The sequence below is a fragment of the Streptomyces sp. SAI-170 genome, assembly GCF_049739565.1.
Classification (GTDB): domain Bacteria; phylum Actinomycetota; class Actinomycetes; order Streptomycetales; family Streptomycetaceae; genus Streptomyces.
Genome location: NZ_JBMGQD010000001.1, coordinates 5,745,928 through 5,770,161, shown reverse-complemented (window position 1 = coordinate 5,770,161; position 24,234 = coordinate 5,745,928). Strand labels below are relative to the sequence as shown.

The window sequence follows — 24,234 nt, the reverse complement described above, 5'->3', positions numbered from 1 at the left end:
GCCCCGCATGCCCCTGTGGCCCGTCTACACCGGCACCGACGAGCCGCACGACGGCATCCTGAAGCTGCCCGCGCCCCCGCCGTGGCGGGCGTTCGACGGCGGCCCGGTGCTCCAGGCGCCCACGGACGACACCGCCGCCGCCGACTCCCCCGACCGCACCCACCGCGCCGCGACGTACCGGGCCACCGAGCAGACGGTCCAGCTCGTCAACGCCGCCCTGTATCTGCGCCGCCCGCTGCTGGTCACCGGCCCGCCCGGCACCGGCAAGTCCTCCCTCGCCTACGCCGTCGCCCGGGAGCTGCGGCTCGGCCCGGTGCTGCGCTGGAACATCACCAGCCGCAGCACCCTGCACGACGGCCTCTACCAGTACGACCCGCTGTCCCGGCTGTACGCGGCCCGGCAGTCACTGGAGGGGCCGGACTCCGGGACGGGAGGCGCGGGCGTCGAGAACCACCTCCGCCTCGGCCCCCTGGGCACCGCGCTCCTGCCCTACGCCCGCCCGCGCGCCCTGCTCGTCGACGAGATCGACAAGAGCGACCTCGACCTGCCCAACGACCTGCTGCACGTCCTGGAGGAGGGCCAGTACGAGATCCCGGAGCTGGTCCGCGCGGCCAGGGACACGCCGGTCGCCGAGGTCATGGCCGACGGCACGGACGAGCGCGTCCCCGTCGAGCGCGGCCGGGTCCGCTGCCGCGCCTTTCCCTTCGTCGTGCTGACCAGCAACGGCGAGCGCGAGTTTCCTCCCGCGTTCCTGCGCCGCTGTGTCACCCTCCGGCTGAGCCAGCCCGACGACGGGCACCTCGCCGACATCGTCCGCGCCCATCTGGGCGAGCCCGACGAGCACGCCCGCCGCCTCATCGACCGGTTCCTCTCCCGCGTCGGCGGCGGCGACCTGGCCACCGACCAGCTCCTGAACGCCATCTACCTGGCCCGCACCTCCGACCTCCCCGCGCACTCCCTGGACGACCTGGCCACGCATCTGATGCCGTATCTGGGGCAGGACCCGCAGACAGATGCCTTCTGACGCCCCCGATCCGCTGGCCCGCCTCGCCGACCTGCTGGCCGAGGCGGGCGGCTCCGGCGTACGGCCGACCGGGCGGGAGCTGGCCGAACTGCTGTGGCTGGCACGGCGGATGGAGGACGTGGAAGGCCTCTCGGCGGAAGCGGAGCCGGAGGCGGAGGCAGAGGCAGAGGCAGCACAGCCGAAGCCCCCGAGCCCCGAGCCCACCCCGCCCCCGGCCCCCGAACCCGAGGCACCACCGACACCCCCGGCCCCCGAGGCGCGGGCCCCGCTGCACCTCCCCTCCCCCCGCGCGGCCGACGCCCCGGCCACGTCACCCCGGCACGCCTCCCTCCTGGCCCCCGCGCCCCCGATGCTGCGCCACCCCCTCGGCCTGCAACGCGCCCTGCGCCCGCTGAAACGCCGTACGGACGCGCCCACCGGCCGTGAGCTGGACGAGCGGGCGACGGCCGAGCGCATCGCCCGTCTGGGCGCGTCGCCCGAGTGGTGGCTGCCGGTCATGCGCCCGGCGCAGGAGCGCTGGCTGCGGCTGCGCCTGGTCCACGACACCGGCCCGACCATGCCGGTCTGGCGCCCCCTGGTCGGCGAACTGCACACCGCGCTGGCCCAGTCGGGCGTCTTCCGCACGGTGACCCTGCACCGCGCCTCCCCCGACGGCACGGTCGGCACCGACGCCGCGCACGCCCCCGCCGACGGCCGTACGGTCACGCTCCTGATCAGCGACTGCATGGGCCCGCAGTGGCGCAAGGGCCCGGCGGCCACGCGCTGGTACACCACCCTGCGCCGCTGGTCCCACCGCATGCCGGTCGCCCTGATCCAGCCCCTGCCGGAACACCTGTGGCGCGACACCGCCCTGCCGACGACGCCGGGCCGCCTCTCCTCCCCCCACCCGGCGGCACCGACGGCGGCCCTGACCTTCACGCCGTACGACGACACCGTGGAGGCAGGCGTCCCCCTGCCGGTCCTCGAACCGGACCCGGCCTGGCTGGCGAACTGGGCGTCGCTGACCGCCTCACCCGGAGGCACGCGGTACCCGGCGGCGGTGGCGGCCCTGCCGGCCACCCCGCCGGACGCGACGGGCCTCACGGACCTGTCTCTGCTCACCCCCGAGGAACTGGTCCTCCGCTTCCGCGCCACCGCCTCCCCCGAAGCCTTCCGCCTGGCGGGCCACCTGGCCCTGGGCCGCCCCGACCTGCCGGTCATGCGGCTGATCCACGCCGCCCTGGAACCCGACCCGCGCCCCCAGCACCTCGCCGAGGTCATCCTCAGCGGCCTGCTGACCACCGCCCCGGGCCCGCCCGGCAGCTACACCTTCCGCCCCGAGGTCCGCGACCTCCTGCTGCGCGCCGTCCCCCGCACCGCCCGGCTGCACACCACCGACCTGCTGGAACGGGTCGGCGGCCTCATCGACCGCCGCGCGGGGCGGGCGCGGGGGGAGTTCGTGGCGACGACTCCTGCGGAGGGCGGGACGGAGCCCTCGCAGGAGGGGGAGGCGTTCGCGACGGTCAGCCCACGCAGCGCGCGGCAGTTGACCGGTGGCAGCAGATCTGTGTCGGTGTCCGCGGAGCTGGGAGGCCGGTTCCGGCTGCTGCGGCGGCTGGCCCGCACCGGGACGCTGTGGCAGGCCCGCGACCCGGACGGGCGGCTGGTGGCGCTGCGGCTGTACGAGCCGGTCACCGACCCGGAGCGGCGGGAGGCGTTCCTGCGCGACGCGGGGCGGCTGAAGGAGCTGCGTCATCCGAGCGTGGTGACCGTCCACGAGGCCGGCTTCGACGGCGACACCCCCTACATCGCCATGGAGCATCTGGACGGCATCCCGCTGAACAGCCTGGCCGCGCCCAACGGTTACCGGCTTCCGCCCCCGTTGCTGGTGTCGGTCGCGGGCCGGCTCGCCGAGGCGGTCCGGGCCCTGCACGAGGCGGGGATCGCACACGGCAACCTCGGAATGTCCCGGGTGATGCTGCTGCCCGACGGCACGGCGAAACTCAGCCTCTTCGAGCCCGGCCGCGCGCCCGGCCCGGAAGGACGCTCGGCGGATCTGCGGGCCCTGGGCCGGATGCTGGAGCAGTTGGCCTCGGACACGGGCCCCCAGGAGAGCCCGGCCGACGCCGACCGGGGCGCCCGCTTGCCGGCCCCGCTGCGGCAGCCGTACGCGGATGCCGTGGCCCGGCTGACGCGGGCCGAGCTGAGGGGCCTGGAGGTGCTCGCGGACCCGCAGCTGCTGTCCGCCGCGCAGCACGCGTACGGGATGCGCCGCTACCGCGCCCTGGGCACCCTGCTCGTCGAGGGGGCCGCCACCCCCCGGCTCGACGACACCGAGCGGGCCATGCTCGCGCTCCTGCTGCTCAGGCACGGTCGCGTGGTCACCCATGACGAACTGCGCGCGGGGATATGGGGCCCCGGAGAGGAACCGCGCAACGCCCTGGGCGTCCTCGGCGCGACGGCGTCGCGGCTCCGCACGGCCCTCGGCCCCTTCGCCGCCCTGGCGACCCGCCCCGACGGCTACGCCCTGCACACCAGCGAGGACTACGTGGACGTCGTCCAGTGCGACCGCCTGGTCCGGCGCGCCGACGAGGCCAGAGCGGCGGAGGACCTCGCGGCGGCCCACGCCCACATCACCGACGCGCTGGGCCTCTGGCACGCCGACGCCGTCCTGCACAACGTCCCCGGCCCCGCCGCCCGCACCGCCCGCACCCGCCTCCTCCAGCTCCACCTCACCCTGTGCCGCACCCGCGCCGAACTCGACCTGGACCTCGGCGAGGTGGACCGGGCGGCCGCCGACCTCGCCGGTCTGGTCCGCGCGCACCCCGCCCGGGAGGACTTCCGCCGGCTGTATCTGATCGCGCTGCGCCGCCAGGGCCGTACGGCGCAGGCGCTGGAGGTGTTCGAGGAGTACGAGGTCTCCGGCGGCCGCAGCCCCGAGCTGCTGGAACTGGGCCGGGAACTGCGCGAGGAGGCAGGCCCCGGCCCCTCCCCGGCCGTCCCCGCCCTCACGCTCACGACCTCCCCCCTCAGCGGCCGGCCCGAGGCCCGCATCAGGCTCGAGTACGCGGTGCACGACGCCCTCGTCCGTGGTGCGCTCACCCCGCAGCAGTACGAGGTGACCGTCCGCGAGGACGGCTACCTCGTCCACACGGAGCCCGGCGCCGACCTGCTGCCCGTCCTGGTCGCCGCCCTGCGCAGCCTCCCGGACGCCCTGGCCGGGCTGCGGGACGCGCCGCCGGTGCGGGTGACCTTCCAGGACGCCCCGCAGCCGCCGGTGCAGCCGCCGCTGCTGGTCTGCGTCCCCCCGGCCCTCCACGGGCGGTTCGCCGCCAGCTCCGCCGCCCTGGGCCCGCACCGGTTCCGCCCGTTGTACGGTCCCGTGGACGCGCCGCCGCTGGCCTGGTACTGCCCGCTGGTGCCGGGCGCCACCCCGCCGGGTGAGGACCGCGACCTGGTGCGCGGCCCGCTGGTCGCCCGCGACCTGCGCGAGCTGCGCGTACCGGACACGGGCCGTACGGCGGTGGTGCACGCTCCGCCCGACCGCCCCCTCACCCTGCTCAACCCGGCCCAGCCGCACGGGGTGGGCCCGCCGCGCGCCACGACGTACTACGAGGTGGACCTCACCCCGCACGAGGCGAGCCGCCGGCTGGGCCTGCCCAGCTCCGGCAAGGGCGGCTTCCCGGCGGTGGTCGACCTGTCCTGGCATGTCACGGACCCGGTCGCCTTCGTCCACGGCGGACCCGACCGCGTGCTGCCGCGGCTGCTGGACCATCTGAAGGACAGCGCCTCACGCATCACCCGCCGCTACTCCCTGCGCCACGCGGCGGGCGCCGAGCGCGCGGTGACGGCGGCCCTGGCGAGCAATCGGCCGGTACCCGGGCTGGTGGTGACCTGGTCGGTGCGGCTGGTCCGCGCTGGGGCGGACAACCTGCCCTCGGCCACCGCCCCGCGTCCCCTGCCCGAGCTGCTCGCCGACGCGGAGCTGGTCCTGGTCGGCTTCGACGGCCCGCTCACCCGGCTGTTCTCGGCGCAGACCGCCCGCGAGGCGGTGCGCGACCTGCTGTCGGTCGTCGCCGAACACCGGGACCCGGCGGAGGCGTTGGAGGGCCGGCCCCTGCCGCGCCCGGCGCCGCTGGAGGCGTTCCCGCACCCGCTGGACGTGCTGCGCGCCTTCTCCCGCGACCGGCTCGGACCCCTGATGCGGGCCCGGCTGGAGGAGCTGGAGCTGCTCGCCGTACGGCACTCGCCGGCCACCCACCGCTCCGGCGCGCTGATCGACCTGCTGCACATGGCGCGCCGTCAGGTCGCGGTGGTCACGGACGTCAGCGAGGCCGCGGTCCACCGGTACGCCCGGCACCACCGCCTCTCCGCGCGCGTCCACGGCCGCGACGACGACCTCCGGCAGCTCATGCCCGACCCGAGCTGTCTGCAGCGCGCGGTGGGAGAACACCACCCCGCCGCCCCTCCGCGGGCCCTGCTCATCTCCTCCTCGGTGGCCGAGGTGACCGCCGCCCGGCGCATCGGTGTGCCGTGCATCGGGCTGGGCCGCAATCCCATGCTGGAGCAGCATCTGCTGGAGGCGGGCTGCGAGGTCACGGTGCCGTCGCTGGAGCCTGTGCTGGAGGCGGCGCGCACGCTCTGAGCGGGCCTGCGCGTCGGCTGAACGCGCCTTTACGTCTGGCTTACTTCGGACAAATGGGGCGAATCAACCATTCGGCGGCGCCCCGCCCGGCGCATCCCAGAAGGCGCCCGCCCCCACGGCCCCCGCACGATGCGTGTACGGCCCGCCGGCCCGGCGGCCCGCACAGCGAGGCCCGCCCCCGGGCGGCCCCACGGTCCGCGCTCTCGGGAGGACTCTGCCAATGACCGCCAGTCTGGAGCAGTTGCGCCGCTGCCACTTCGCCGTCGACCTGGGCGCGGCGCGGACGCGGGTGTACGTGAAGGGCGCCGGGCTGGTCGTCGACCAGCCGTCCGCCGCCGCCGTCAACACCCGCACCGGCGCACTGATCGCGGTCGGCGAGTTCGCGGAGAAGATGACGGGCCGCACCCCGCACTACATCCGCGTTGTCCGGCCCGTCTCCGGCGGCACGGTCGTCGACATCGAGATGGCACAGCGCATGCTGCGGCACCTGATCGGCGACAAGATCCGCCGCCAGCTGCGCCGCAAGCCGTTCCTGCGGGCCGCCGCCTGCACCCCGCACGACGCCGACCCGCTGGCCCAGCGCGCCACGATCGAGACCCTCGTCGGCCTCGGCGCCCGCCGTGTCGAGCTGGTCGACACCCTCATCGCCACCGCCGTCGGATGCGGCCTCCCGGTCGAACAGCCGGAGGCGACGATGGTCCTGGACTGCGGTGCCGCCGCCACCCAGGTCGCCGTGCTCTCCCTCGGCTCGATCGTCACCGCCGCACGCCTGCCCGTCGGCGGCGAGGCCGTGGACCACGCGATCGTGCAGCACCTGCGCCACGAGCACGAGCTGATGCTGCCCAGCCAGTCGGTACGGCCTCTCCAGCTGGCCCTGTCCGGCAACGGCCTGACCCCGCACGGACCGGCCTCCACCGAGATCCACGGCCGCGACGTCGCCACCGGCCTCGCCCGCTCGGTCCAGGTCGACACGGCCGCGGTCCGCGACGCCATCCAGACCCCGCTGACCGCCGTCCTCGACGGCATCGGCAAGGTCCTGCGCGACTGCCCGCCCGACCTGGTCGCCGACCTCGCCGACCGCGGCATCATGATGGTCGGCGGCAGCGCCCTGCTCCCCGGCTTCGACCAGATGCTCCGCCAGGCCACCGGCATGCCGGTCCACATCGCCGAACGACCCGACGTGTGCGCCGTCCAAGGCCTCGGCGTCATGCTGGAAGGCAGGATCCAGCCCCTGGAACTGGACCCCACGGGCACGTAGCCGAGGAGCGCGGGCAACTGCGCGACAAGCCACGACGACGCGGCACCCGAAGACGACGGAACCCCTACGGCGCAAGGCGGCCCAGATCCTCCGTCAACCGCCCGGCCACCCGAAGGGCTTCGTCGTTGTCCTGACGGTCAGCCGCATCCCGGGCCCTATGCGGGGGCGGCCCGGGGCGCCCGAGGGTCCTCGGGGAGGAAAGCCGCCGGGGCGGACCGGCCAGTGGCCGGCCCGCCCCGGGGCGCTCGGGGTGTCGATCACATGAAGTGCGGGTCCAGCAGCGAGCCCATGGTGTACGTGCCGGCGGACAGGTCCAGGTGGTTGGGGTCGCTGAGCCAGGCCGTGCCGCCACCGGACTTGGTGAGGCTGGAGTTCTGCAGGTAGTAGCCGGTGCCGGCGCTGATGCAGTCCTTCCAGGTGTACGTGCCCGCGGCCAGGTAGATGTCACGGGACGGGGTGCGGGAGCTGTTGAGGATCTGGGTCCAGGTGTAGTTGCCGGCGGCCAGGTAGATGCTCCTGGAGACACAGGCGGGCGGATCGCTGGGGACCGGTGCACCGTCCAGGTACACACTCCGCGTGTTGTACGCCGCGTCCGCCGCGCTCGCCTGGCCTCCCGCGAGCGTCACGACCGCCGCCGCCGCTGCCGCCGCAGCCGCCACCTTGCCGAACGTTCCAGCCATGTGAAGTCTCCTTCGGTGTGGTTGTTACGGGGCCCACACTAGCCACGACTTTCACTAAAGTGAAAGCCCTTCGGGCAAATAGAGTCACTGGAAGGACATCACGCCACACCGAACCCCGCAGGCTTCACATATATGTGCAGCGCCACCGAGCCCGCCCGCCAGACGGGATAATGCCCGCACCACAGCAGGCACGAGAGGTGAGCGACCGTGAGTGAGACCGAGGGGCAGCGGCTGGCCGCCCGGCTCGAGTACCTCTTCGAGCACGTACAGCCGCTGGGCAGACGCCACACGCTCCAGGAAGTCGTCGAGGGCATCAAGGCGGTCGAGGACCCGGGAGGCGTCTCCCTCTCGGTGGGCCGGCTGTCGATGCTGATGAACGGCAAGGCACCGAACCCCACCATCGGCACCCTGCGCGCGCTCGCGGCCTTCTTCGGTGTGCCGGTCGGCTACTTCGTAGACGACGCCGTCGCCGACCGCACCATGGCCCAGCTCGCCCTCATCACGGCCATGCGCAACAACGACGTCAAGGCGGTCGCCCTGCGCGCGGCGGCCGTGGCCACGCTCAGCGCGGAGGGCCTGGACGTGGTGCGCGGCCTCGTCGAACAGGCCGCCGACCAGCCACGACAGCACGACGACAAAGGCGTCTGACCCGGCCGGTTATGATCGCGCCGCACGTCGTCGACGGGGTCGGGGGGCACGATGGGGGACGGCAGACGAGCACGGACGGACACCTGGAGCGACTTCCGCACCAGGTGCGACGCCATCCTGGACGACCTCCCGCTCGACCCGTCGCAGCCCCCGACGATCGACGCCCTGTGCGCCGCGATCGAGGAGCGGCACGGCAGAGCACTGACCCTGTCACCGCTGCCGAGCGCGGCGGGAGCCACCGCCGGCCTGTGCGGCCTGTGGATCAGTCTCGGCGAGGCCGACCACATCTTCTACGAGACGTCCACCAGCGCCTTCCACCAGCGGCACATCATCCTGCACGAGATCTCCCACCTGCTGCTCGACCACCGGGCCGGGCGCGACGACGACCTGTCCGGGCCCGGGATGGAGGCCCTCTTCCCCGGCCTCGACCCCGCCATGGTGCGCAGACTGCTCGCCCGCGGCCGCACCGACTACACCGAACTCCAGGAGCGGCAGGCCGAACTGATGGCCACTCTGATCCATCAGCGCTCGGCCGCCGGCGCCTCGCGCACCGCTCCCCCGCCCGACCACGGCTCGGACGTCCTCGACCGATGGGCCCGCGCCCTCGGCACGGTGCGCCCCCGATGACCCCGATCCGGACCTACGAGGTCGTCCTGCTGGTTCCGATGTGGCCGCTCACCCTGCACACCGGCTACCGGGCGCTGCGCAACCGCGCCCTGCCGGAGGCGGCGCCGTCCCGGCTGCTCGCCGGGGTCGTCGCGCTGGTCACCCTGTCGGTCACGGTGGGGGTTCCGCTGGTGCGCCGCCCGATCGACAGCGTGACCGGCGTGCAGAGCTTCACCAATCTCCTCGGGCATCTGCTGGGCATCTCCGCGATCACCTGTCTGACCGGGTTCGTGCGCCACATGTCCGCAGCGGCCGGCGCGCCCGTCCGCCGCCGCGCCCGCGACCGGCTGCCGCTGCCGCTGGCCGCCGCCACCATGATCACGGCGTTCTTCCTGGCGCCCCGGCCGAGCGGCGACGAGTACCTGCTGACCACCGGTCACTCGGCGGCCCTCGTCGTCTACTGGGCCGTCTTCACCGGCTATGTGCTGCGGGGCGTGACCACGGTCGGCGTGCTGTGCCTGCGCCACCACCGGCAGGCCCCGCCGGGCCCCCTGCGCACGTCGCTGAACCTGCTCGGCGCGGGCGCGGCCACCGCCCTCGTCTACGCCCTGCACCGGGGCGCCTACCTGGCCCTGCACGACTCCGGCACACCGCTGTTCGAGGACGCCGTGGTGGTGCCCACCACCCAGGTCCTGCTGGCCGGTTCCCTGCTGCTGGCGGGCACGGGCATCGCCTGGCCGGCCCTGGCGGCCCGCCGGCACGCCCGTGCCGCCCGCCGCCGGCTGCGCCGTCTCGAACCGCTGTGGCGGACGCTGTGCGCCGCCGTCCCCCAGGTCGTCCTGCCGCTGCCGGAGCCGCTGCGGGCCGAGCCCGAACTCGTGCTGTACCGGTACGCGATCGAGATCAGCGACGCGCTGCTCGCCCTGGAACCGTTCCGCAGCCCCGCCGTCGAGGCGACCGCGCGGGAGCGGCTCTCCGCCCACGGCTTCACCGGACCCGGCCTGGACGCGGCCACCAAGGCCGTCGGACTGCGCTGCGCCATCGCCCAGGCGTCCCCGGCCCGGCCGGCCCCGGCGCCCGGCGGAAATGTGGAGCCCTGCTCCAGAGGCACCGACACCGGCGGCGACACGCTCGCGTGGATGGAACTCCTGGCCGACCACTTCCGGCATCCCCTGGTCCTCAGCACCGCGGAGGCCCTGACAGTCCCGGCCGATCACTGAGGTCACGCAGGTCAGAACGTTCCTGCAGGAAGTGCTTTGGTGGGGCGGGTGGGACTCGAACCCACGGCCGACGGATTATGAGTCCGCTGCTCTAACCGGCTGAGCTACCGCCCCCAAAGCGGCGTGTCGCGTACATGTGTGCGCGCCGTCTGCCGCAGCATAGCCGCTCATACGATCTCCTGCTCCGGCATGGTCGGCTTCGCACGGCCTTCGTGACCATGAGGACTCCGCCGGACTCCCGGCGGTTCCCCCGGGCCCGCAACCCGTGGAAGCCGGACATGAAAAAGGACCCCGGCGGGGTCCTCGTTCACGATGCTCCCCCGACTGGACTCGAACCAGTAACCTGCCGGTTAACAGCCGGCTGCTCTGCCAATTGAGCTACGGAGGACCGAGCTCCCCCGACTGGACTCGAACCAGTAACCTGCCGGTTAACAGCCGGCTGCTCTGCCAATTGAGCTACGGAGGAATGCCTCGTTGCATCGAACGTACCTACCTGGGTATTCGCCAGGGGGCGTTCGCTCGCTGCGACACATACATTAGCGCAAGCAGGGGGGTGCTCCGCCAATCGGTACTCCCTCATGACGGAAGGGTGGCTCGGCCATGCGCTACAAGCTCACGTTCGTCGCCGGACTGGCGCTTGGTTACGTGCTCGGCACACGTGCCGGGCGCGAGCGCTACGAACAGCTGAAGAAGTCCGCACGCCAGGTCGCGCAGAATCCTGCCGTCCGCAACACCGCCGAGTCGGCCGCCCACCAGGGCCGCCACTTCGCCGGCAAGGCGATCCACACGGTCAGCGAGAAGGTCGGCGACCGCGTCCCGGCCTCCGTGGCCGACCGGGTCCGCCACCTGCGCGACCGCAACGGCAGCTTCCCGGAGGAGGACGACTGGGGCACCACGAACACGTAGAGGACCTCGGGTCGACCCACCCAGGGGCGCGGGGAACTGCGCGACCAGCCACACACGACCCGCACCCCTCGAACCACACGCACCACCACGGTCGCCGGGTACGGCAAAATCTAGGCTCATGGGGATAGTCGCCGGGTTGGACAGCTCACCCGATTTCACGCGCATAGTCGTCTGTGACACGGACACCGGGGCCGTACTGCGGCAGGGGTACGCACCTCACCCAGCAGAGGGCTCCGACGTGGACCCACAGACGTGGCTGCTCTCGCTCGGCGAGGCGGCCGGTGGTGGCCTGCTGGAGGGCGTGCAGGCCATCGGGGTCTCGGCGCAGGCCAACGCGGTGGTCCCGCTGGACGCACAGGGCGCCACCGTGCGCCCGGCGATGATCGGCGGCGACAAGCGGGCGCAGGTCGCCGCGGCCGACCTCGTCGACGCGCTCGGCGGCCGGGAGGCCTGGGCGCAGGCCGTCGGCTGCGTCCCCACCGCCGCGCACCCGGTCACCAAGCTGCGCTGGCTGCAGAAGACCGAGCCGGACAACGCCCAGCGCACGGCCATGCTGATGCAGGCCCACGACTGGCTCGTCTGGCAGCTGCTCGGCCGCCCGGTGCGTCGTACGACCGACCGGGGCGGGGCGTCGGGGACCGGCTACTGGTCGGCGACCACCGGCGCCTACCGGCCCGATCTGGTGGAGCTGGCGCTCGGCCACCAGGCGATGCTGCCGGAGGTCATCGGCCCCTCGGAGGCGGCCGGTACGACGCCGGAGGGACTGCTGATCTCGGCGGGAACAGGCGAGACCATGGCCGCCGCGTTCGGGCTCGGGGTCGGCTTCGGGGACGCCGTGGTGTCGCTGGGCGCCTCCGGGTCCGTGATGGCCGTGCACCCCGAGCCGCTGCACGACGCCACCGGGACGATCACCTCCCTGGCCGACGCGACCGGCATGCACCTGCCCGTCGTCACCACGCTGAACGCCGTACGGACCCTGCGGGGCACGGCCGAGCTGCTCGGGCTGCCCGATCTGGAGAGCCTGTCCGACCTGGCGATGAAGTCGACGCCGGGCGCGCACGGGCTGGTGCTGCTCCCCTACCTGGAGGGCGAGCGCACCCCGAACCTGCCGCACACCGCCGGCACCCTCGCGGGTCTCAGGCGCGAGGCGATGCGGCCGGAGCATCTGGCGCGGGCGGCGTTCGAGGGCATGCTGTGCGGGCTCGCCGACGCGCTCGACGTGCTGCGCGGCCGGGGCGTGGACGTGCGGCGGATCTTCCTGCTGGGCCCGGCCGCCGAGCTGCCCGCGGTGCAGGCGGCCGCGCCTTCGCTGTTCGGGGCGCGGGTGGTGGTGCCGCAGCCGGCCGACTACGCCGCGATCGGCGCCGCCCGGCAGGCCGCCTGGGCCCTCGGCGTCTCCCAGGGCACGCTCGACCCGCGCACCCCGCCGGCCTGGCAGGGCGCCGCGGCCCAGGTGCTCGACCCGGGCGAGGAGCTGGCCGTGGGGCAGGCCGTACGCCAGCAGTTCGTGTCGGTGCGGGAGCAGACCCACCCGGGGGCGTTCCGCGCCTAGGTCCGGGGGCCCGTAGCACACGCCTGATGGGTTAATCAGTTGAGGTAACGCGGGTGGAGTGTTCGACGATAGGTGCCAAGGGCGACCGACCGCCCCTTCGCCGACCGTCTTTTCGCCCACTTCCGAGAGAAGCGACGTGCTCATACGACTTCTGCGGACCTACCTCAGGCCCTACAGGAAACCCATCGCCCTGCTGGTGCTGCTGCAGTTCCTGCAGACCTGCGCCACCCTCTACCTGCCGACCCTGAACGCGGACATCATCGACAACGGTGTCGTGAACGGGGACACGGGCTACATCCTCTCCTTCGGCGCCCTGATGATCGCGATCTCGCTGGTGCAGGTCGTGTGCAACGTCGGTGCCGTGTACTACGGCGCCCGTACGGCCTCGGCGCTCGGCCGGGACGTGCGGGCGGCGGTGTTCGACCGGGTGCAGTCGTTCTCCGCGCGTGAGGTGGGTCACTTCGGCGCGCCCTCGCTGATCACCCGGACGACGAACGACGTCCAGCAGGTGCAGATGCTGGCGCTGATGGCGTTCACGCTGCTGGCATCGGCGCCGATCATGTGCGTCGGCGGCATCGTGATGGCGCTCGGTCTGGATGTGCCGCTGTCGGGTGTGCTGGTCGCGGTGGTGCCGGTGCTGGGCATCTGCGTGACGCTGATCGTGCGGGCGCTGCGGCCGCTGTTCCGGTCGATGCAGGAGCGGCTGGACACCGTGAACCGGGTGCTGCGCGAGCAGATCACCGGCAACCGGGTGATCCGCGCGTTCGTCCGCGACGAGTACGAGCAGCAGCGGTTCCGGAAGGCGAACACCGAGCTGACCGACATGTCGCTGGGCACCGGCAAGCTGCTCGCGCTGATGTTCCCGATCGTCATGACGGTGGTGAACCTGTCGTCGATCGCGGTGGTGTGGTTCGGCGCGCACCGCATCGACAGCGGCGGGATGGAGATCGGCGATCTGACGGCGTTCCTCGCCTATCTGATGCAGATCGTGATGGCCGTCATGATGGCCACGTTCATGTTCATGATGGTGCCGCGCGCGGAGGTGTGCGCCGAGCGCGTCCAGGAGGTCCTGGACACGGACAGCAGTGTGGTGCCGCCGGTGAACCCGGTGCGCGAGCTGCGCCGGCACGGCCATCTGGAGATCCGCGGCGCCGGGTTCCGCTACCCGGGTGCCGAGGAGGCGGTCCTGAAGAACGTCGACCTGGTGGCCCGGCCCGGTGAGACCACCGCCGTGATCGGCTCGACCGGCAGCGGCAAGTCCACCCTGCTGGGTCTGGTGCCGCGGCTGTTCGACGCGACCGAGGGCGAGGTGCTGGTCGACGGCGTGGACGTGGCCGGGGTGGATCCGCGGCTGCTGGCCCGGGTCGTGGGCCTCGTACCGCAGAAGCCGTATCTGTTCGCGGGCACCGTGGCGACGAACCTGCGCTATGGCAATCCCGACGCCACCGACGAGGAGCTGTGGCACGCGCTGGAGGTGGCGCAGGCCAAGGAGTTCGTCGCCGGTCTCGAGGGCGGCCTGGACGCGCCGATCGCGCAGGGAGGCACCAACGTCTCCGGCGGTCAGCGCCAGCGCCTCGCCATCGCGCGCACGCTGGTGCAGCGCCCGGAGATCTATCTGTTCGACGACTCGTTCTCCGCGCTCGACTACGCCACCGACGCGGCGCTGCGTGCCGCGCTGTCGCGGGAGACGGCCGAGGCGACCGTGGTGATCGTCGCCCAGCGGGTGGCGACCATCCGGGACGCCGACCGGATCATCGTCCTGGACGAGGGCCGGGTGGTCGGCACGGGCCGGCACCACGAGCTGATGGCGGACAACGAGACCTACCGGGAGATCGTGCTCTCCCAGCTGACGGAAGCGGAGGCTGCCTGATGGCGGGGCCGATGGGGCGGATGATGGCCGGGGGCGGCCCCGATCAGCGCTCGATGGACTTCAAGGGCTCGGGCAAACGGCTCGTCGCCCAGTTCAGGCCGGAACGGTTGACGATCTACGCGCTGCTGCTGTGCGTGGTGATCAGCGTGGGCCTGTCGGTGGCCGGGCCGAAGATCCTCGGCCGGGCGACCGACCTGGTGTTCGGCGGCATCGTCGGCCGGCAGATGGAGCCGGGCCCGACCAAGGAGCAGGTGCTCGACTCGATGCGCGAGCGCGGCGACGGCGACATCGCCGACATGCTGCGCGGCACCGACTTCACCCCCGGCGAGGGCATCGACTTCACCGCCGTAGGGCATGTGCTGCTGATCGCGCTCGGTGTGTTCGTGGCCGCCGGTCTGCTGATGGCGGTGGCGACCCGGCTGGTGAACCGGGCGGTCAACCGCACCATGTTCCGTATGCGCGAGGACGTGCAGACGAAGCTGTCGCGGCTGCCTCTGTCGTACTTCGACAAGCGCCAGCGCGGTGAGGTGCTCAGCCGGGCCACCAACGACATCGACAACATCGGGCAGACCCTCAACCAGTCGATGGGCCAGCTGATCAACTCGGTGCTCACCATCGTCGGTGTGCTGGTGATGATGTTCTGGGTGTCCTGGCTGCTGGCGCTGGTCGCGCTGGTGACCGTGCCGCTGTCGTTCGTGGTGGCGACCCGGGTCGGCAAGCGGTCGCAGCCGCACTTCGTGCAGCAGTGGCGCACCACCGGCAAGCTGAACGCGCACATCGAGGAGATGTACACCGGCCATGCGCTGGTGAAGGTGTTCGGCCGGCAGGACGAGTCGGCGCAAGCGTTCGCCGAGCAGAACGAGGCGCTGTACGAGGCCGGGTTCAAGGCGCAGTTCAACAGCGGCATCATGCAGCCGCTGATGATGTTCATCTCGAACATCAACTACGTCCTGGTCGCGGTGGTCGGCGGTCTGCGGGTCGCGACCGGGTCGCTGTCGATCGGTGACGTGCAGGCGTTCATCCAGTACTCGCGGCAGTTCTCCATGCCGCTGACGCAGGTGGCGTCGATGGCGAACCTGGTGCAGTCGGGTGTCGCCTCGGCCGAGCGGGTCTTCGAACTCCTCGACGCGGACGAGCAGTCGGCGGACCCGGTGCCGGGTGTGCGGCCGGAGGAGCTGCGCGGGCGGGTGGCGCTGGAGCAGGTGTCCTTCCGCTACGACCCCGACAAGCCGCTCATCGAGGACCTGTCGCTCACGGTCGAGCCGGGGCAGACGGTCGCGATCGTCGGCCCGACCGGCGCGGGCAAGACCACGCTGGTGAACCTGCTCATGCGGTTCTACGAGGTGTCCGGCGGCCGGATCGCCCTCGACGGGGTCGACATCGCGAAGATGTCCCGGGACGAACTGCGCTCCGGGATCGGCATGGTGCTCCAGGACACCTGGCTGTTCGGCGGCACCATCGCCGAGAACATCGCCTACGGGTCCGGGCGCGAGGTCACCCGCGGGGAGATCGAGGAGGCCGCGCGGGCCGCGCACGCCGACCGGTTCATCCGGACGCTGCCCGACGGCTACGACACCGTGATCGACGACGAGGGCACGGGGGTGAGCGCGGGCGAGAAGCAGCTCATCACCATCGCGCGGGCGTTCCTGTCCGACCCGGTGATCCTGGTGCTGGACGAGGCCACGTCCTCGGTCGACACCCGTACCGAGGTGCTGATCCAGAAGGCGATGGCCAAACTCGCCCACGGGCGTACGTCGTTCGTGATCGCGCACCGGCTCTCCACCATCCGGGACGCGGACACGATCCTGGTGATGGAGAACGGCTCGATCGTCGAGCAGGGCGCGCACGCCGAGCTGCTGGCGGCGGACGGGGCGTACGCGCGGCTGTACAAGGCGCAGTTCGCGCAGGCGGTGGCCGAGGTGGACTGAGCGGGGGTGGGGCCGCCGGGTGGCGGCCCCTTTCCTTTTGAGCCCCCTCAGTCCAGGTAGCCTCGCAGCTGGTCCGCGAAAGCGTGATCACGGAGCTTGTTCAGGGTCTTGGACTCGATCTGCCGTATCCGCTCCCGGGTCACGCCGAAGATGCGGCCGATCTCCTCCAGGGTGCGCGGGCGGCCGTCGACGAGGCCGTAGCGCAGCTGGACGACCTTGCGTTCGCGTTCCCCGAGAGTAGAGAGGACCGCCTCCAGATGCTCCCTGAGCAGCAGGAACGCGGCCGACTCGACGGGGGACGCGGCGTCGCCGTCCTCGATGAGGTCGCCGAGGGCGACGTCGTCCTCCTCACCGACGGGTGCGTGCAGCGAGACCGGCTCCTGGGCGAGGCGCAGCACTTCGCCGACCCGCTCGGGCGGCAGGTCGAGCTGGACGGCGACGTCCTCCGCCGTGGGCTCGTAGCCGCGCTCCTGGAGCAGCCGGCGCTGGACGCGTACGACGCGGTTGATCAGCTCGACGACATGGACGGGCACCCGGATGGTGCGGGCCTGGTCGGCGAGGGCGCGGGACATGGCCTGGCGGATCCACCAGGTGGCGTAGGTGGAGAACTTGTAGCCGCGGGCGTAGTCGAACTTCTCGACGGCCCGGATCAGCCCCAGGTTGCCCTCCTGCACCAGGTCGAGCATGGTCAGGCCGCGGCCGACGTACCGCTTGGCGACGGACACCACGAGGCGCAGGTTCGCCTCGATGAGGCGGCGCTTGGCCATCCGGCCCATCACGACCAGCCGGTCCAGGTCGAGCGCCAACCGGGTGTCCAGTTCGGGTGAGTTGAGGAGCTTCTCCTCGGCGAACAGGCCGGCCTCGACACGGCGGGCGAGCTCGACCTCCTCGGCGGCCGTGAGCAGCGGGATACGGCCTATCTCCCGCAGGTACTGGCGGAACAGGTCGGAGGAGGGCCCGGAGGTGTCGGCGCGTACGGGCGCGGGCTCGGCCTCCTCCAGCGCCTCGGTGGGCGGCTCCGACGGCTCCGCCGGGGCCTCCGGGTGGAGCGGGGCACGGCCCTGCGGCGGTACGGCGACGAGCACGCCCGGCTCGGCGTCGGGCTCCGGGCCGTCGGTGGTGGCGTCGGTCTGGACGAGGGTCTGGGTCTGCACGGGGGCGACCTCCAGGGTGATCGCTGCGGAGTGGTACGGCAGCGCTGCTTCGGGAGCGGAGTCGGCGGCCTCGCCGCTGTCCGTCCCGTGAGCGATGAGCGGAACCGCGGGGGTGAGGGATCCGTGGGGGACGGATCGGCCGCGCTCCGAGGACTCAGGCACCGGAACCAGTGTGGGGTACGACACATCCCCGCCACGAGGGGCGTGCGGTGACTTTTTGCGGTCGCTTCGTGACGGGGCGCCAAACGCTCCACCGGAGCTGCGGCGGTCGCTCAGAGCGAGCCGGGGCCCTCGTCCTGCAGCGCGCGGTCGTACCTGGTGAGGACCATCATCTCGTTCTGCACCGCCGCCGACTGGGCGGGATCGCTGTTGCCGAGGCGGGCCAGCAGGCTCTGGAGGTCGGCGAGGCGACGGGCGACGGCGCGTCGACGGACCGTCACCAGCTGGACGCCCGCGTAGTGTTCGTCGACCGTCTTGCGCAGGATCGCCTCGACGGCCAGTTCCGTCACCATCGCCCGCACGGTGTCGTCGGGGGCCGCGTCCCGCACCCGGACCAGGTATTCCTGCGGGTCCTGCGTGCCGAACTCCGCGCCGCCCGCGTCGAGGATGGCCTGGCGTACGGCGGCGTAGGGGGCGGCGGTGAACTCGTCGACGCCGTACGCGTCGAAGGCCGGGGAGACCAGCTCCGGGCGCTGGAGGGCGAGCTTGAGCAGTTCGCGTTCGGTGGCGTAGACCGGGTTGCGCAGGGTGAGGGCGGGGCCGGAGGCGCCCGGGCGGGGGGCGGCGTCGTACGACGGCTGCTGCGGGCCGCGGGACGGGGCGGGGCCCTTGCCGCCGCGGTCGCGGGCCCAGCGGGCGAGCTGGGCGACCCGCTTGACGACGAACTGGGTGTCGAGGATGCCGAGCATGCCGGCGAGCTGGACGGCCACCTCGTGCTGGGCGCCGCTGTTCTTGATGCGGGCGACGATCGGCGCGGCCTCGTCGAGGGCGGCGGCACGGCCGGCCGGGGTGTTGAGGTCGTAGCGGCTCACGATCTGCCGCAGCGCGAACTCGAACAGCGGGGTGCGCGGTTCGGCGAGGTCGGCGACCGCGTCGTCACCCTTGGCCAGGCGCAGCTCGCAGGGGTCCATGCCGTCCGGGGCGATGGCGATGTAGGTCTCGGCGGCGAACTTCTGGTCGTCCTCGAAGGCGCGCAGGGCGGCCTTCTGTCCGGCCGCGTCGCCGTCGAAGGTGAAGATCACCCGCGCCGAGCCGTTGTCCATCAGCAGGCGTCGCAAGATGCGGATGTGCTCGCCGCCGAACGCCGTGCCGCAGGTGGCGATCGCGGTGGTGACCCCGGCGAGATGGCAGGCCATGACGTCGGTGTAGCCCTCGACGACGACGGCCCGGCTGGACTTGGCGATGTGCTGCTTGGCGAGGTCGATGCCGTAGAGGACCTGCGACTTCTTGTAGATCGCCGTGTCGGGGGTGTTGAGGTACTTCGGGCCGTTGTCGGCCTCGTAGAGCTTGCGGGCGCCGAAGCCGACCACGTCGCCGCCGATGTCGCGGATCGGCCACATCAGCCGGCCGCGGAAGCGGTCGATGGGTCCGCGGCGGCCCTCCTGGCTGAGCCCGGAGAGGATCAGCTCCTTGTCGGTGAAGCCCTTGCCGCGCAGGAAGCGGGTGAGGTGGTCCCAGCCCTGGGGGCTGTAGCCGACGCCGAAGTGCACGGCCGCCGCCTGGTCGAAGCCGCGCTCGGCGAGGAAGATCCGCCCGGTGTCGGCCTCGGGGCTGGTGGCGAGCTGCTCCGCGTACCACTCGGCCGCGATCTTGTGGGCCTCGACCAGGCGGATGCGCTCGCCGCGCTGATGGGCGGGGTTGTAGCCGCCCTCCTCGTAGCGCAGGGTGATGCCGGCCTGGCCGGCCAGGCGCTCGACCGCCTCCGAGAAGGAGAGGTGGTCGATCTTCATCACGAACGTGATGGTGTCGCCGCCCTCCTGGCAGCCGAAGCAGTGGAAGAGTCCCTTGCTCGGGCTGACCTGGAAGGACGGCGACTTCTCGTCGTGGAACGGGCACAGCCCCTTGAGGTTGCCGCCGCCCGCGTTCCGCAGCTGGAGGTACTCGGACACCACGGCGTCGATCGGGACCGCGTCCCGAACAGCCTTCACATCCTCGTCGTTGATCCGTCCTGCCACGCGTGAATTCTACGGGGGTGCTGTGACAGTGCCGCTCCCCGTGAGGTCAGGAGACGAGGGTTTCCAGGGGGACGTGCGGGTCGGCGAGAGCCTCCGTGTTCACCTGGGCCCGGGAACGGATGAGGTTCTGGATCGGCTCTGTGACGTCCCACACGTTCACGTTCATCCCGGCCAGCACCCGCCCCTCCTTCACCCAGAACGCGATGAACTCCCGCTTCCCGGCGTCCCCGCGGATCACCACCTGGTCGTACGACCCCGGCGGAGCCCAGCCGCTGTACTCCATGCCCAGGTCGTACTGGTCGGTGAAGAAGTAGGGCATCCGGTCGTAGACCACGTCCTTGCCGAGCATGGCCCGCGCCGCGGCCGGTCCGCCGTTGAGCGCGTTCGCCCAGTGCTCGACCCTGATCCGGCTGTCGAACAGGGCGAGCGGGAAGGACGCCACGTCGCCGGCCGCGTAGATGTCGGGGTCGGAGGTGCGCAGCCGCTCGTCCACGACGATGCCGCCGCCGTGCGCCCGGTCGGCGATCTCCAGCCCGGCCGCCTCCGCGAGCGCGATCCGCGGGGCCGCGCCGATCGCGGCGAGGACGTCGTGCGCCGGGTGCTCCTCGCCGTCGTCGGTGCGGGCGGCGAGGACCAGGCCGTCCTGGCCGACGATCTCCGTGAGCCGGCCCCCGAAGTGGAAGCGGACCCCGTGCTCGCGGTGCAGTTCGGCGAAGACGTTGCCCAGCTCGGGGCCGAGCGCGCCGTGCAGCGGGGTCGGCCCCGGCTCGATGACCGTGACCTCCGCGCCGTACCCGCGGGCCGCCGCCGCGACCTCCAGGCCGATCCAGCCGGCCCCGGCGATCACCAGATGCCCGTTGTCCCGGCCGAGTGCGCCGAGGACGCCCTTGAGGCGCTCGGCGTGCGCGAGCCTGCGCAGATGGTGGACGCCCGTGAGGTCCGTGCCGGGGATGTCCAGGCGGCGCGGCTCGGCGCCGGTCGCGAGCAGCAGCTTGTCGTAGCGCACGAGGGTGCCGTCGTCGCCGAAGCGGACGGTCTTCGCAGCCGGGTCGATCGCGTCGACGGTCTGCCCGAGGTGCAGCTCGACGTCGTGGCGCGCGTACCAGGCGGGCTCGTGCACGAAGACGCTGTCGCGCTCGTCCTTGCCGAGCAGATAGCCCTTCGACAGGGGCGGCCGCTCGTAGGGGTGGTCGCGTTCGTCGCAGATCAGTATCACCCGCCCCGTGAACCCCTCCGCGCGGAGCGTCTCGGCCGCCTTCGCACCGGCGAGACCGCCTCCGACGATGACGAATGTCTGATCCGCGTCGACCACTTGTTGCCTCCTCGTTGACGTGGCGCCACATGCGAGCGTCCCGCACGCAGCGTGATGGGGGAAGAGGGAGTGACCCGATCAGGCCACGCAGGGTTACGTACGCCAGGTCGGCGGCGCCGTCATGGGCGCCCCGTCAGCCGGTCGTGCAGGGAGCGCGCCGAGGCGTCGGTGAGCGACGCGATCTGGTCGACGATCACGCGCTTGCGGGCCCGGTCGTCGCCGGCCTGGTCGAACAGGGCGCGGAACTGCGGGTCGAGGCCGTCGGGGGCGCGCGCGGTGAGCGCCTCGGCGAGTCCGGCGACCACGATCCGCTGGTCGGCGCGCAGCCGCGTCTGCTCGTCGCGCTGCATGACGTACCGGTCGGCGACCGCCTTCAGTACGGCGCACTCCATCCGGGTCCCCCGCGGTACGACCAGCTCAGCCCCGTACCGGGTCAGCCGGCCCGAGCCGTACGCGGCCCGCGTGGCGCCCTCGGCGGCCAGGCAGAACCGGCCGATGAGCTGGCTGGTGGCGTCCTTCAGGCGGGCCTGGGCGAGGGCCGTGCCGTCGTAGCCGTGCGGCCACCACTCCTGGTCCTGGAGCCGGTCGAGGGCCTCGGCGAGTTCGGCCGGGTCGGTGTCCGCGGGCACGTACCGGCCGACGGCGACCGCGAACACGTCCTGCCGCTCCGGCTCGGCGTGCAGCATGTTGGGGTCGATGTGCCCGGCGTGCAGGCCGTCCTCCACGTCGTGCACCGAGTACGCCACGTCGTCCGACCAGTCCATGACCTGCGCCTCGAAGCAGGTCCGGGTGCCGGGGGCGTCCTTGCGGACCCAGTCGAAGACGGGCCGGTCGTCCTCGTAGACGCCGAACTTGGTGGAGTCCGGGTCGGTGGGGTGGGCGCCGCGCGGCCACGGGTACTTGGTGGCGGCGTCCAGGGCGGCCCGGGTGAGGTTGAGGCCGACGGAGCCCTCCGGGGTGAACCGCTTGGGCTCGATGCGGGTGAGGAGCCTGAGCGACTGGGCGTTGCCCTCGAAGCCGCCGCAGTCGGCCGCGAACTCGTTGAGGGCCTGTTCGCCGTTGTGGCCGAAAGGCGGGTGTCCGAGGTCGTGGGAGAGGCAGGCGGCCTCGACCAGGTCCGGGTCACAGCCGAGGGCCGCGCCCAGCTCTCGGCCTACCTGGGCGCATTCCAGGGAGTGGGTGAGGCGGGTTCTCGGACTGGCGTCCCAGGCTGTGCTGCTCGTGCCCGGGGTGACGACCTGGGTCTTTCCGGCGAGCCTTCTGAGGGCGGAGGAGTGGAGGATTCGGGCGCGGTCACGCTGAAAGGCGGTGCGGCCGGGGCGTTTGTCGGGCTCCGGGGCGTAGCGTTCTGTGGCTGCGTCGTCGTAGTCGTGGAGGGTGCCTGCCATGTGTTGACAGTACGGGGCGGGAGTGACAATTGCGCCTACCCGTCTGCCTGGTTGTGTTTTGAGTGCGTCTGCGGGGCGTTCGCGCTTCTCGCGCAGTTCCCCGCGCCCCTAGGCGGCACGTCCCACAGCCGCGTTTTCCAGTGCCTGGTCGTATCTGTGGAGGACCAGGGCCGCCATCGACGGGTGGGCTCCCAGTGGGGCCGACGCCACTCCGGGCGCCTTGTTCGCGCACTCCGTCGCGAAGCGGCCGGGGGCCGTGAAGCAGGAGGCCACGGCTATGTGGTGGCGGCCCCGGGCCCTGAGTGTGCGGATGGCGGCGTCCACGGTCGGGGTGGCCGCGCAGGCGTAGGCCGGGAGGACGGGGACGCCCAGCCGCTCGGCCAGGAGGTCGGCGATGCGGCGGGTGCCGAGGGCCGACTCCGGGTCGCGGGAGCCGGCGGCGGCCAGGACGACGGCTGTCGTACGGCGATCGGACGCCGTACGGGGAGCACGCCAGCCCGCCTCCGTCAGGCGTTCGTGGAGTGCCTGGACGAGAAGGGGGTGGGCGCCCAGCGGGTCGGCCTGGCGGGTGCGGATCCTGGCCTCGGCCGCCATGTCGGGGATGTCCTGCTTGATGTGGAAGCCGCGGCTGAACAGCAGCGGGACCAGGACGGCCTCGTCGGTGCCGAGGGAGGCGAGGGTGTCGGGCAGCAGGGGGGCGTTCAGCTCGATGTGGCCGAGGCGGACGGCGAGGCCGGGGCGCAGGGCGCGGACCCGGTCGGCCAGCTCGCGGACGGTCTCCAGGGCGCGGGGGTCGCGGCTGCCGTGGGCGACCAGGACCAGCGCGGGCTGGCCGTCGAGCGGGGCGAGGCCGAGGCGGCCGGCGAGCCCGCTGCTGATCCGGTTCATGAGATGCGCCGTCATGCAAGGATCCTGGCTGGCCGAGATTGCGCCCCCGTTGCACGGCCGTATCACGGTTGTTTTCCGGTGCTTCACGGGGCGAGGGCGATCGGTGTGAGGTGAACCGGATCCGTGCGGGGCGCGTCCTTCCTGGTCGTAGGCGACCGGAGGATGGCTGGATGAAGATCGTGCGACCCCGTCTGCCGCGCACGCGGGCCGGGCGGCGGCGGCTCGTGCAGGCCGTGATGGCGGTGTGCGCGCTGGCGCTGGTGCCGGCGGCGTGGCTGCACGTCGTGACGGACGGGCGGCTGCGCACGACCGCGGACGTGCCGCGCACGGACGTCGCGGTGGTGTTCGGGGCGGGGCTGTGGAACGGCGAGCCGTCGCCGTACCTCGCGCACCGGCTGGACGCGGCGGCCGAGCTGTACCGGGCGGGCCGGGTGAAGGTCGTGCTGGTCACCGGGGACAACAGCCGTGAGGAGTACGACGAGCCGGACGCGATGCGCGCCTACCTGGTGCGCAGCGGGGTGCCTGACCGGCGGATCGTGTCGGACTACGCGGGCTTCGACACCTGGGACTCGTGCGTACGGGCGAAGAAGATCTTCGGCGTCGACGAGGCGGTGCTGATCAGCCAGGGCTTCCACATCCGGCGGGCCGTCGCCCTGTGCGAGGACGCGGGGATCGTCTCGTACGGCGTCGGGGTCGCCGAGCCGCACGACTCGACCTGGTACTACGGCGGCGTACGGGAGATCCTCGCCTCCGGCAAGGCCGCGCTGGACGCGGTGATCGAGCCCGATCCGCGGTTCCTGGGGCGCAGGGAGCACGGCGTGACGCGAGCCCTGACGGGTGGCTTTTAGGGGCGCGGGGAACTGCGCGAGCAACCCATGACGGCTCGCAGGCGCGGACGGCGAGACGCGGGCAGGCGGGCGGGCGCGAGGGACGCCCGGCCGCCGGGCCCAGGGCAGGACCGGGCCCACCTCACGGTCCGGCCGCGCGCGCGAAGAGGTCGCC

At 72.7% G+C, this 24,234-nt stretch carries 17 protein-coding genes and 3 tRNA genes; 11 read left to right on the top strand and 9 right to left on the bottom strand.

The window, feature by feature from the left end:
- The first annotated feature begins 7 nt into the window (after positions 1–7).
- From RKD23_RS25845 to RKD23_RS25835, 3 genes are all read left to right on the top strand, one after another.
- Positions 8–1,024 carry an AAA family ATPase gene (locus RKD23_RS25845; protein WP_424855837.1) on the top strand — a complete coding sequence of 339 codons (1,017 nt, stop codon included), beginning with the start codon at positions 8–10 and terminating at the stop codon, positions 1,022–1,024.
- Entirely contained in the window at positions 1,014–5,648 is a 4,635-nt protein-coding gene (locus RKD23_RS25840; RefSeq protein ID WP_424855836.1) for an SAV_2336 N-terminal domain-related protein, read from the top strand. Before RKD23_RS25845 ends, RKD23_RS25840 begins: the two co-directional genes overlap by 11 nt.
- 220 nt (positions 5,649–5,868) lie before the next feature.
- Positions 5,869–6,906: a rod shape-determining protein gene (locus RKD23_RS25835; RefSeq protein WP_424855835.1), complete on the top strand. Its 1,038-nt coding sequence runs from the start codon at positions 5,869–5,871 to the stop codon at positions 6,904–6,906.
- Between the two features lie 257 nt (positions 6,907–7,163).
- Here RKD23_RS25835 and RKD23_RS25830 read toward each other — a convergent pair whose 3' ends face one another.
- Entirely contained in the window at positions 7,164–7,586 is a 423-nt protein-coding gene (locus RKD23_RS25830; RefSeq protein WP_424855834.1) for a hypothetical protein, read from the bottom strand.
- Between the two features lie 207 nt (positions 7,587–7,793).
- On the opposite strand from RKD23_RS25830, the gene RKD23_RS25825 reads away from it, so the two are divergent.
- The 3 genes from RKD23_RS25825 to RKD23_RS25815 are packed head-to-tail and all read left to right on the top strand — an operon-like array spanning position 7,794 to position 10,060.
- Positions 7,794–8,234 carry a hypothetical protein gene (locus tag RKD23_RS25825; RefSeq protein WP_424855833.1) on the top strand — a complete coding sequence of 147 codons (441 nt, stop codon included), beginning with the start codon at positions 7,794–7,796 and terminating at the stop codon, positions 8,232–8,234.
- Between the two features lie 51 nt (positions 8,235–8,285).
- The gene (locus tag RKD23_RS25820; protein ID WP_424855832.1) at positions 8,286–8,861 is read left to right on the top strand and encodes a hypothetical protein; all 576 of its coding nucleotides are present in this window, start codon (positions 8,286–8,288) and stop codon (positions 8,859–8,861) included.
- Positions 8,858–10,060, top strand: a complete 1,203-nt coding sequence (locus RKD23_RS25815; RefSeq protein ID WP_424855831.1) for an MAB_1171c family putative transporter — start codon at positions 8,858–8,860, stop codon at positions 10,058–10,060. The genes RKD23_RS25820 and RKD23_RS25815 overlap by 4 nt, the downstream gene beginning before the upstream one ends.
- A 37-nt stretch (positions 10,061–10,097) precedes the next feature.
- Here RKD23_RS25815 and RKD23_RS25810 read toward each other — a convergent pair.
- From RKD23_RS25810 to RKD23_RS25800, 3 genes are all read right to left on the bottom strand, one after another.
- Positions 10,098–10,174 (bottom strand) — tRNA-Ile (locus RKD23_RS25810).
- A 201-nt stretch (positions 10,175–10,375) separates the two neighbouring features.
- Positions 10,376–10,448 (bottom strand) — tRNA-Asn (locus tag RKD23_RS25805).
- 5 nt (positions 10,449–10,453) lie between these two features.
- Positions 10,454–10,526, bottom strand: a tRNA-Asn gene (locus tag RKD23_RS25800).
- Positions 10,527–10,660: 134 nt separating this feature from the next.
- Here RKD23_RS25800 and RKD23_RS25795 point away from each other — a divergent pair.
- From RKD23_RS25795 to RKD23_RS25780, 4 genes are all read left to right on the top strand, one after another.
- Positions 10,661–10,966 (top strand): YtxH domain-containing protein, encoded by a 306-nt coding sequence (locus RKD23_RS25795; RefSeq protein WP_399641208.1) that lies wholly within the window; start codon positions 10,661–10,663, stop codon positions 10,964–10,966.
- Positions 10,967–11,084: 118 nt separating this feature from the next.
- Positions 11,085–12,518: a xylulokinase gene (locus RKD23_RS25790; protein WP_424855830.1), complete on the top strand. Its 1,434-nt coding sequence runs from the start codon at positions 11,085–11,087 to the stop codon at positions 12,516–12,518.
- Positions 12,519–12,654: 136 nt separating this feature from the next.
- On the top strand, positions 12,655–14,388 hold the full coding sequence (locus tag RKD23_RS25785) for an ABC transporter ATP-binding protein (RefSeq protein ID WP_424855829.1): 1,734 nt from the start codon (positions 12,655–12,657) through the stop codon (positions 14,386–14,388).
- On the top strand, positions 14,388–16,316 hold the full coding sequence (locus RKD23_RS25780; RefSeq protein ID WP_424855828.1) for an ABC transporter ATP-binding protein: 1,929 nt from the start codon (positions 14,388–14,390) through the stop codon (positions 16,314–16,316). Before RKD23_RS25785 ends, RKD23_RS25780 begins: the two co-directional genes overlap by 1 nt.
- A gap of 47 nt (positions 16,317–16,363) precedes the next feature.
- Here RKD23_RS25780 and RKD23_RS25775 read toward each other — a convergent pair whose 3' ends face one another.
- The 5 genes from RKD23_RS25775 to RKD23_RS25755 all read right to left on the bottom strand — a co-directional run bounded on the left by RKD23_RS25775 (position 16,364) and on the right by RKD23_RS25755 (position 23,247).
- On the bottom strand, positions 16,364–17,632 hold the full coding sequence (locus RKD23_RS25775; RefSeq protein WP_424855827.1) for an RNA polymerase sigma factor: 1,269 nt from the start codon (positions 17,630–17,632) through the stop codon (positions 16,364–16,366).
- A gap of 110 nt (positions 17,633–17,742) precedes the next feature.
- Entirely contained in the window at positions 17,743–19,644 is a 1,902-nt protein-coding gene (gene dnaG / locus RKD23_RS25770; RefSeq protein ID WP_424855826.1) for a DNA primase, read from the bottom strand.
- Between the two features lie 46 nt (positions 19,645–19,690).
- Entirely contained in the window at positions 19,691–20,956 is a 1,266-nt protein-coding gene (locus tag RKD23_RS25765; protein WP_424855825.1) for an NAD(P)/FAD-dependent oxidoreductase, read from the bottom strand.
- A 119-nt stretch (positions 20,957–21,075) separates the two neighbouring features.
- On the bottom strand, positions 21,076–22,344 hold the full coding sequence (locus RKD23_RS25760) for a deoxyguanosinetriphosphate triphosphohydrolase (protein WP_424855824.1): 1,269 nt from the start codon (positions 22,342–22,344) through the stop codon (positions 21,076–21,078).
- Between the two features lie 108 nt (positions 22,345–22,452).
- Complete coding sequence (locus tag RKD23_RS25755) at positions 22,453–23,247, bottom strand: sirohydrochlorin chelatase (protein ID WP_424855823.1); 795 nt, start codon at positions 23,245–23,247, stop codon at positions 22,453–22,455.
- 155 nt (positions 23,248–23,402) lie between these two features.
- Between RKD23_RS25755 and RKD23_RS25750 the strand changes: the two genes are divergently transcribed.
- Positions 23,403–24,080 carry a SanA/YdcF family protein gene (locus tag RKD23_RS25750; protein WP_424855822.1) on the top strand — a complete coding sequence of 226 codons (678 nt, stop codon included), beginning with the start codon at positions 23,403–23,405 and terminating at the stop codon, positions 24,078–24,080.
- Positions 24,081–24,234: the final 154 nt, after the last annotated feature.

Excerpts from the sequence above, each read along its gene's own strand:
- RKD23_RS25760 (WP_424855824.1), bottom strand. The coding sequence starts at position 22,344 with ATGGCAGGCACCCTCCACGACTACGACGACGCAGCCACAGAACGCTAC.
- RKD23_RS25755 (WP_424855823.1), bottom strand. The coding sequence starts at position 23,247 with ATGACGGCGCATCTCATGAACCGGATCAGCAGCGGGCTCGCCGGCCGC.
- RKD23_RS25790 (WP_424855830.1), top strand. The coding sequence starts at position 11,085 with ATGGGGATAGTCGCCGGGTTGGACAGCTCACCCGATTTCACGCGCATA.
- RKD23_RS25815 (WP_424855831.1), top strand. The coding sequence starts at position 8,858 with ATGACCCCGATCCGGACCTACGAGGTCGTCCTGCTGGTTCCGATGTGG.
- RKD23_RS25780 (WP_424855828.1), top strand. The coding sequence starts at position 14,388 with ATGGCGGGGCCGATGGGGCGGATGATGGCCGGGGGCGGCCCCGATCAG.
- RKD23_RS25820 (WP_424855832.1), top strand. The coding sequence starts at position 8,286 with ATGGGGGACGGCAGACGAGCACGGACGGACACCTGGAGCGACTTCCGC.
- RKD23_RS25795 (WP_399641208.1), top strand. The coding sequence starts at position 10,661 with ATGCGCTACAAGCTCACGTTCGTCGCCGGACTGGCGCTTGGTTACGTG.
- RKD23_RS25835 (WP_424855835.1), top strand. The coding sequence starts at position 5,869 with ATGACCGCCAGTCTGGAGCAGTTGCGCCGCTGCCACTTCGCCGTCGAC.
- RKD23_RS25840 (WP_424855836.1), top strand. The coding sequence starts at position 1,014 with ATGCCTTCTGACGCCCCCGATCCGCTGGCCCGCCTCGCCGACCTGCTG.
- RKD23_RS25845 (WP_424855837.1), top strand. The coding sequence starts at position 8 with ATGCCCCTGTGGCCCGTCTACACCGGCACCGACGAGCCGCACGACGGC.
- RKD23_RS25830 (WP_424855834.1), bottom strand. The coding sequence starts at position 7,586 with ATGGCTGGAACGTTCGGCAAGGTGGCGGCTGCGGCGGCAGCGGCGGCG.
- RKD23_RS25750 (WP_424855822.1), top strand. The coding sequence starts at position 23,403 with ATGAAGATCGTGCGACCCCGTCTGCCGCGCACGCGGGCCGGGCGGCGG.